We start from the raw sequence: 7,035 nt of genomic DNA, 5'->3' as shown, positions 1-7,035 counted from the left end.
CTTCGCTGCCTGGGCACGGTTGTGCCGGCGGGGTCGGCCTCGCGGGCCGGCTGGGCTGTCGGCTTCCGCGGCCTGGGTGGCCGGTCCGGAAGTGCAGTTGGCCTTCGCTGCCTGGGCACGGTTGTGCCGGCGGGGTCGGCCTCGCGGGCCGGCTGGGTTGTCGGCTTCCGCGGCCTGGGTGGCGGGTCCGGAAGTGCAGCTGGCCTTCGCTGCCCGGGCAGGGTTGTGCAGACCCGGGCAGGCCTCACGGGGCTGGCTGGGCTGAGTCGGCTTCCGCGGCCCGGGGTGGCCGGTCCGGAACTGCAGTCGGCTTTCGCAATCGCGGCAGGTTGTGCCGGTGGGGTCGGCCTCGCGGCCCGGCTGGGCTGTCGGCTTCCGCGGCCTGGGGTGGCCGGTTCGGCACTGCAGCCGATCTTCGCCGCTTGGGCAGGGTTGTGCCGGTGGGGTCGTCCTCGCGGGCTGGCTGGCCTGGGGCGGCTTCCGCGGCCTGAGGGTGGCCGGTTCGGCACCGCAGCCGATCTTCGCCGCTTGGGCAGGGTTGTGCCGGCGGGTAGCTTCCACAGCCCGGGTGGGATGGCCAGTCCAGCACTGCAGCCGCCCTTCGCCGCCGGGGCAGGGATGCGCCGGCCGGGCCGGCCTCACGGGCCGGCTGGCCCGGGGCCGCTTCCGCCGCCCAAGTAGCCAGGCCAGAACCCCCAGCCACCCGCCTCCGGCCCGGGCCGGGGTTCAACCCGGGCCCCGCCCGATCAAGCAGCCTGGTCGCCGAGCTCCTCGCCCTCCTGGCGGCCGCTCGCGAACTCCCTCAGCCGGGCCGCCACCTCGCCCTCGCGGGCCGGGGAGTACGTGCTGTGCCCAGGGTGGACCGCCACATAGCGGACCATCCCGTCGAGGAGGACCTCGACCTCCGTGTGCTCGCCCGGGACGAACGCGCCGCCGCAGGCTGCGCAGGTGCGCTGGCGCTCCGCGGCGCCCCGGTGGGTCTCGTGATCGGTCATGAGGCACCTCGCTCGACGGTCCGGGAAAATCTCCGTTCCTCCAGTGCACTCCGGTGCGATCCCCGGCCGCCACTCGTGCGGTGCGCATCCACCCGGACCTGATTCGCGCACATCCGATCCGCGACCGGGGCGGCGCATCGTGGAGATCACCTACCGGAAGGAGAAAGCCATGACAGCAGCAGCGGTTCCGGCCGAACCCCAGCCGCCCGCCGAGCCGGTCGAGCGGACCTGGGAACGGCACCTGATCGCCGTGCCCGATCCCGAGCCGGAGGCGGACGAGCGCGGGCACATCGTGCTCGGCTACAACTGACTCGCACTTTCGGAGATGACCACGTCCCGGCCGCCACGGGAAACTGGAGGTCGGCCGGGGCGTCACGGGGTTCCCGGCGGGGCGAGCCTGTGGTCGGTCCGCGACGCACGCCCGCGTCGGCCACCGGCGGACGTTCGGTTGGGAGGCCGGCGAAATGGCAGTGCGCCTCCAGCTCACCGCTGGCTTCGAGATCCTCGAGGAGTGGGCTGAATCCGCGACCCAGGCCCAGCGCAACGCGCTTTACGAAGCGCTGTTCGCGGTCGGCGACGGTTCCGCATTCCTTGTTTACGACATTTTCGGCGACGCGGAAAACCCGCGCAATTTCGTCATCGTCGTGAAAGCGAATCTCGTCCTCAAAATCATGGTCCAGCGCGCGGAATCGTCATTCGAAATCCGCTTCGTCGGCGCGCTCGAAGACGACGTCGACGTCGCCCCGGCCCAGTCGAGCCAGGTCAACCCGGAGTAACCGGCGGGGATCCTGGGCCGAACGGCGCAATGCGTCCTCGCGAGCGGCGGTACAACGACACGTGATCGGCCCAATATCACCTGCCCCTGTCATGTGTTTCACACCTTGACTATGGCCCTCCCGGTATGAAACTCTTCATATGTTCGCTGGTCAGAACGTTATTTTTGGGGCGAATAACGAGGAGGCAGCACAATGTCGTCACCTGAACTGCCGGGTCTTGACGTTTCCAGCCGGGTCCGGGCACGGGACATCCAGATGACCGGGACTGCCGATCTCGGCCGCCGGGTCCTGATGATCACCGGTGCGGTGGACACCACCGACCACGACGTCTCGGTCAGCGTCAACCTGCCCGAGCCGGGCCGGTGGCACGTGATCAAGGCGGAAACCAACCTCACCGACCAGACCTGGGTCGCCATGCAGGCGGTGATGGACGAGGACTCGACGTTCGTCGACGACGACCTGCTCATGTCGCCGCAGTTCTCGAAGAGCTTCATGACCCCGGACCAGCGCCGCCTGACGTTCTACGACGGCGAGGTGCGCCCGGGCGAAACCGTGCTCAAGGCCTATTCGATGGAGACGGGCGGGCGCAAGCCGGCGTACTTCTACTCCCGGTACAGCCCCATCCCCACCGACAGCGCCGAGCAGTCGCAGCAGACGCTGGACGAGCTGGTCGCGCACGGCATGAACCAGCGACCCGTGATCGAGCTGATCGTCCCGGTGACCGTCATCTGACGACCCGCCGGGTCCCGATCGAGCTGGGGAGCACATGATCACGTTCGTGCCCGAGCCGCACCTGCTGGACTCGCCCCGTGGACGTGACTGGCCCCGGCCCCCGGTGCCGGCCCCGGTCCGCGGCACGGCGCCCGCCGCTTCGGCGGACGTCGTGGTCGTCGGCGCCGGCCCGGCCGGCGTCGCGGTGGCCTCCGCGCTGTGGCACCACGGCGTCCGCGACGTCGTCATCGCCGACCGGACCGGCCGCCCGTGCGGCCGGTTCTTCGGCCGGATCGACCGGCTGGGCCAGCGCGTCCTCCGGTCGCCGTACGAGCACCACCCCGGGGTCGAGGGCTACCGCGACTGCGAGCTGCTCGACTTCGCGCGCCTGCACTGGGGACGCCTGACCCCCACCGAGCGGCGCGAGATCCGGATGGCGCAGTCGGGCCACCGCTCGGTGGTGCCGGTGGACGTCTTCGACGCCTACTGCGACCACCTCATCGCCAGCCACCACATCGGCCGCAAGACCTGGCAGGCGCGCGTCCGCGAGATCGTGCCCGAGGGTGACGCGGTCACCGTGCGGGCCGACCGGTTCTCGGTCACCGCCCGGCACGTCGTGCTGTGCCTCGGCGAAGAACGCCGTGAGGCGCCGGATTCCTGGTGGGGCGGCGGGGCCGCGCCGGCCGGGGTGTCCTATTGGGACGAATCGGTGCCGGTCGGCGGCCGCTGCCTGGCGGTGGTGGGTGCCGGGCTCACCGCGGCCCACCTGATCGCCGGCGCGCTCGCGGAAGGCCGCGAGGTGCACTGGGTGGTGCGCGAAACCGGCGAGCGCTACCAGTGCGCCGACGTGAACTCCTCGTTCTTCCGCCCCGAAGGCCGCCTGCGCTTCAACCGCGTCGGCTGGCCGGAGCGGCTCGAGCTGATGGACCGGTTCCGGCGGGCGTCGATCATGTTCGAGTTCCGCCCGCTGCTCGAACGCGCGCAAGCCGAGGGCCGGCTGGTCGTCCACCGCGGCGCGGCGGTCAAGAGCATCGGTCCCGGCGTCGGCGGCACGACCGTGGTGCGCCTGTCCGGTGGCGGGCGGATCGCCGCGGACCACGTCCAGCTCGCGCTGGGCACGACCCCGTCGATCGGCGAAGGCCTGCTGCCCGACGAAGCGCTTTCCGTCCGCGACGGCTGGCCGGAGCTGGACGAACGGACCCTGGCCCACGTCCGCGCCCCGCGGGTGTCGGTGGTCGGCGCCGCGGCGGCGATGGTCCTCGGCCCGGCCGCCCGCAACATCGACGGCCACCGGGTGGCGACCACCCGCGCGGCGGCGGCGATCGCCCAGGTCCTGCAGGGTGGCGAGCTCCCGGCGCCGGCGAAGACCGCGGTCGGGGTCTGAGGAGGAACGTGATGGACGCCGGCGAAGACACCCGGTTCGCGCTGCCCGAGGTCGACGCGCCCGCGGCCACCGAGGTCGGGGTGATCCTGCTCGGCCTCGAGGCCGACCGGCTGCTCGCCGGGCTCGGCCTCGCGCGGCTCGCGGACGACCCGGCGCTGGTCACGCAGGTTGTCGACCAGGCGCGGCACGGCGTCCCGGACGCCGGCCTGCCCGGTCTCCTGGAGACGGGCAAACAGCAGTGGCGGGGCCTGCGTGCGGCGCTCGGCGAACCGCCGTCGACGTCGACGCCGGGGTCGCTGCGGCGGGAGTGGGACCGGGCGTCCGCCCGGGTCGCCGCGGCCGTTCCCGGGGCGGGCGCCGCGTCACTGGCCTACCTGACGGCGTGCGTGCTCCGCCGCGCCGACGTCGACCGGATCGCGGATCGAAAGGACACCGATGTCGTACTTGAAGTCCCTGCCGGCTGAGACCACGCTGCTGCAGGTCTTCCAAGCCAACCCCGAGCCCGCCCGGCACCTGCTGGCCTTCCACGAAGTGCTGCTGCGCGGCGATTCGCCGTTCACGCCGGGGGAGCGGGAGCTGATCGCCGCCTACGTCTCCGGCATCAACGAATGCGGGTACTGCCACGGCATCCACACCGTGACGGCCGAAGCCTTCGGCGTCGCTCCGGGCGTCCTGATCGCGGCGCTCGCCGACCTGGACACCGCGCCGGTCGAGGACCGCATGAAGCCGGTGCTCGCCTACGTCGGGAAGCTGACGCGGTCGCCGTCCCGGATGACCGACGCCGACGCCGAAGCGGTGTTCGCCGCGGGCTGGGACGAGCGCGCGCTGCACGACGCCGTGCTGGTCTGCGCGCTGTTCAACTTCATGAACCGCATGGTCGACGGCCTCGGCATCCACGCCGACGACGAGTACAAGTCGCTTTCGGGCGAGCGCCTCAAGCACAGCGGCTACGCGGGCCTGGCGAAGTTCCTGCCCGAAGACTGAGCCTGGCCGGACCGCCGGAATCGTGCTTGGCTGGAGTCGACAGCAGGATGCGCTTTTCCGGGGGGTTCGATGAGAGTTCGTCATGGCGTCACCGCGCTGCTGGCCGCCGGGGGGCTGGTGCTGGGCGCCGTACCGGCCCAAGCGAGTACCGCGCTCGCCGAGCCGACCGTGACCTCGGCCGAATACCCCGACGACGGTGCCTGGCATCCCGGAGCCGGCCTCCCGGGCTCGTTCACCTTCGACGCCGGTGGCGACGCCGCGGTCGTCGGGTTCTCCTACGGGGACACCGATCCGGCGGGCACTTTCGTGCCGGCGGACCACCCCGGCGGGACGGCGACGGTCTCCTACACACCGCAGGCTTCGGGCCCCGACGACCTCTACGTGGTGAGCGTCGACAACGCGGGCAACCGGTCGCCTCAGCACGTCCACCACTTCTACGTGGCGCCGACCGAACCCGGGGTGAGCCTGCCCCGGGAAACCGGCGTCGGCATCCCCGCCGAAGTCCGCTTCTCGCCCGGTATCGCCGATGTCGTCTCCTACACCTACCTGATCGACAACGGGCCCGAGACCACCGTCGCGGCCTCGGCCGACGGAACCGCGACCACGAACATCGTCACGGCGAATCCGGGCTCGCACCGGCTCAAGGTGTGGAGCACCACCGGCACGGGCCTGACGTCCGGCACCGCGAGCAGGCCGTACACGGCCAGTGAAGCGCCCCTGGTGGCGAGCACCGACTACCCGGACTTCGTGGGCAGCGGCGGCCCCGGCGTCGCCGGCGTCTTCACCTTGACGCCCCGCACGCCGGGCGTCGTCGAGTACGTCTACTACTTCTACGAGGATTGGGACAACCCCACCGTGGTCCCGGCGGGTCCCGACGGACGGGCGAGCTTCACCTTCACCCCGGCCGCTTCCGGGTTCTACCCCATGCAGGTCTACAGCCGGACGGCCGACGGCAAGCAGTCGAACGTCGGTCGCGACTACTCCATCGTCGTGAACTGAAGCCGGGGACGCCTTCGGCGCGCAGCGAGCGCGCCGAAGGCGTCCTCCCGGCTCAAGCCAGTTCGGCGAAGAACTCCGTGATGTCGCGTCCCAGTGACTCCGGCGCCTCGATGGCCGGGTAGTGCCCGCCGCGCTCCATCACCGTGTAGCGGCGCAGGTCGAACCGGCTCTCCACCCACTTCCGCGGCACCGCCGCGGGTTCGCGCGGGTAGGCCGCGACGGCGGTCGGCACGTTGAACAGCGGCTGCGCGTCGCTCTTCGGCGTCCACGGCTTCTGGAAGCTCTCCGCGTACAGCCGCGCGGTGCTGCCCATCGAATTCGTGAACCAGAACAGCGAAAGCGTCGTGAGCACGCGCTCGCGCGGGTACCCGGTTTCGAAGTCGCCGTCGTGGTCGGTCCAGTCGTGCAGCTTCTCGACCAGCCACGCCGCTGTCGCAGCCGGCGAGTCGCCGATGTAGGCGATGCTCTGCGGCCGGGTCGTGTGCAGCACGAAGTAGCCGTTGCTGTAGCGCGCCCACGCCGTGTTCGCGGCGCGGCGCGCCTTCTCGTCGTCCGCCCAGAGCTCCTCGGGGATCGGGCCCTCGAGGCTGAACGGCATCGTCGTGTGCAGCCCGACGACCGACTCCGGGTGGTGGTGGGCCAGGTGCTGGCCGATGATCGCGCCCCAGTCGGAGCCGTAGACGCCGTAGCGCTCGTGGCCCAGCACCTCGGTCATCAGCCGGTGGTACATGGCGGCGGTTTCGGCGTACCCGATGCCCGGCCGGGCCAGCGGCGTCGAAAAGCCGTAGCCCGGCAGGTCCGCCACCACGACCTCGTGGCCGGCCAGGTGCGGCAGCACGTCCTTGAAGTCCCAGAACGTCCACGGCCAGCCGCCGATCAGCAGCAGCGGCACCTTCCCGTCGCCGGGGACGTGCAGGTAGTGCACCGGCTGACCGTCCAGCTCGACGCGGTAGTGCGCGTGGGCGTTCATCTCCGCCTCGTGCGCGCGCCAGTCGTAGGTGTCCCGCCAGTCGGTCAGCAGCCCGGCCAGGTAGTCCTGGTTGGTCCCGTACTCCCAGCCGTCGTTGGCCAGGTCGCCGGGCAGGCGCGTGCGCGCGAGGCGCTCGCGCAGGTCCTGGATGTCCTCGTCGGGCACGGCGATGCGGAACGGTTCCGGTTTCGGCAAGGGATTCGTCCTTCGTTCGTG

Annotated in this window: 9 protein-coding genes; 7 read left to right on the top strand and 2 right to left on the bottom strand. The window is 71.5% G+C overall.

Translation table 11 applies throughout. From position 1 onward, the window contains the following. Positions 1–746: 746 nt before the first annotated feature. Positions 747–995 carry a hypothetical protein gene (locus tag AB0B33_RS26325; protein WP_247020277.1) on the bottom strand — a complete coding sequence of 83 codons (249 nt, stop codon included), beginning with the start codon at positions 993–995 and terminating at the stop codon, positions 747–749. 169 nt (positions 996–1,164) lie between these two features. Here AB0B33_RS26325 and AB0B33_RS26320 point away from each other — a divergent pair, with 169 nt between their 5' ends. From AB0B33_RS26320 to AB0B33_RS26290, 7 genes are all read left to right on the top strand, one after another. Further along, on the top strand, positions 1,165–1,305 hold the full coding sequence (locus tag AB0B33_RS26320) for a hypothetical protein (protein ID WP_247020279.1): 141 nt from the start codon (positions 1,165–1,167) through the stop codon (positions 1,303–1,305). Positions 1,306–1,459: 154 nt separating this feature from the next. Next, complete coding sequence (locus AB0B33_RS26315; RefSeq protein WP_247020281.1) at positions 1,460–1,771, top strand: DUF6235 family protein; 312 nt, start codon at positions 1,460–1,462, stop codon at positions 1,769–1,771. 255 nt (positions 1,772–2,026) lie between these two features. Next, positions 2,027–2,503, top strand: a complete 477-nt coding sequence (locus AB0B33_RS26310) for a DUF6423 family protein (protein ID WP_315863277.1) — start codon at positions 2,027–2,029, stop codon at positions 2,501–2,503. Positions 2,504–2,537: 34 nt separating this feature from the next. After that, positions 2,538–3,866 (top strand): hypothetical protein, encoded by a 1,329-nt coding sequence (locus AB0B33_RS26305; RefSeq protein WP_360776569.1) that lies wholly within the window; start codon positions 2,538–2,540, stop codon positions 3,864–3,866. 11 nt (positions 3,867–3,877) lie between these two features. Beyond that, positions 3,878–4,330: a DUF6187 family protein gene (locus tag AB0B33_RS26300; RefSeq protein ID WP_247020287.1), complete on the top strand. Its 453-nt coding sequence runs from the start codon at positions 3,878–3,880 to the stop codon at positions 4,328–4,330. Then, complete coding sequence (locus tag AB0B33_RS26295; RefSeq protein WP_360776567.1) at positions 4,302–4,850, top strand: peroxidase-related enzyme; 549 nt, start codon at positions 4,302–4,304, stop codon at positions 4,848–4,850. Before AB0B33_RS26300 ends, AB0B33_RS26295 begins: the two co-directional genes overlap by 29 nt. Before the next feature lie 69 nt (positions 4,851–4,919). Beyond that, the gene (locus AB0B33_RS26290; protein WP_360776565.1) at positions 4,920–5,849 is read left to right on the top strand and encodes a hypothetical protein; all 930 of its coding nucleotides are present in this window, start codon (positions 4,920–4,922) and stop codon (positions 5,847–5,849) included. Positions 5,850–5,901: 52 nt separating this feature from the next. On the opposite strand, the gene AB0B33_RS26285 is transcribed toward AB0B33_RS26290, so the two are convergent. Then, complete coding sequence (locus AB0B33_RS26285; RefSeq protein ID WP_360776563.1) at positions 5,902–7,014, bottom strand: epoxide hydrolase family protein; 1,113 nt, start codon at positions 7,012–7,014, stop codon at positions 5,902–5,904. Positions 7,015–7,035: the final 21 nt, after the last annotated feature.

This window comes from Amycolatopsis sp. NPDC049159, from assembly GCF_040648295.1.
Lineage (GTDB): Bacteria > Actinomycetota > Actinomycetes > Mycobacteriales > Pseudonocardiaceae > Amycolatopsis > Amycolatopsis pretoriensis_A.
Note: the sequence above shows the minus strand (reverse complement) of the source record. Positions and strands in the feature narration are given on the sequence as shown.

What these genes read in the sequence shown, in the direction of transcription:
- AB0B33_RS26305 (WP_360776569.1), top strand. Translation starts at nt 2,538, where the DNA reads ATGATCACGTTCGTGCCCGAGCCGCACCTGCTGGACTCGCCCCGTGGA.
- AB0B33_RS26310 (WP_315863277.1), top strand. Translation starts at nt 2,027, where the DNA reads ATGACCGGGACTGCCGATCTCGGCCGCCGGGTCCTGATGATCACCGGT.
- AB0B33_RS26325 (WP_247020277.1), bottom strand. Translation starts at nt 995, where the DNA reads ATGACCGATCACGAGACCCACCGGGGCGCCGCGGAGCGCCAGCGCACC.
- AB0B33_RS26320 (WP_247020279.1), top strand. Translation starts at nt 1,165, where the DNA reads ATGACAGCAGCAGCGGTTCCGGCCGAACCCCAGCCGCCCGCCGAGCCG.
- AB0B33_RS26295 (WP_360776567.1), top strand. Translation starts at nt 4,302, where the DNA reads ATGTCGTACTTGAAGTCCCTGCCGGCTGAGACCACGCTGCTGCAGGTC.
- AB0B33_RS26300 (WP_247020287.1), top strand. Translation starts at nt 3,878, where the DNA reads ATGGACGCCGGCGAAGACACCCGGTTCGCGCTGCCCGAGGTCGACGCG.
- AB0B33_RS26315 (WP_247020281.1), top strand. Translation starts at nt 1,460, where the DNA reads ATGGCAGTGCGCCTCCAGCTCACCGCTGGCTTCGAGATCCTCGAGGAG.
- AB0B33_RS26290 (WP_360776565.1), top strand. Translation starts at nt 4,920, where the DNA reads ATGAGAGTTCGTCATGGCGTCACCGCGCTGCTGGCCGCCGGGGGGCTG.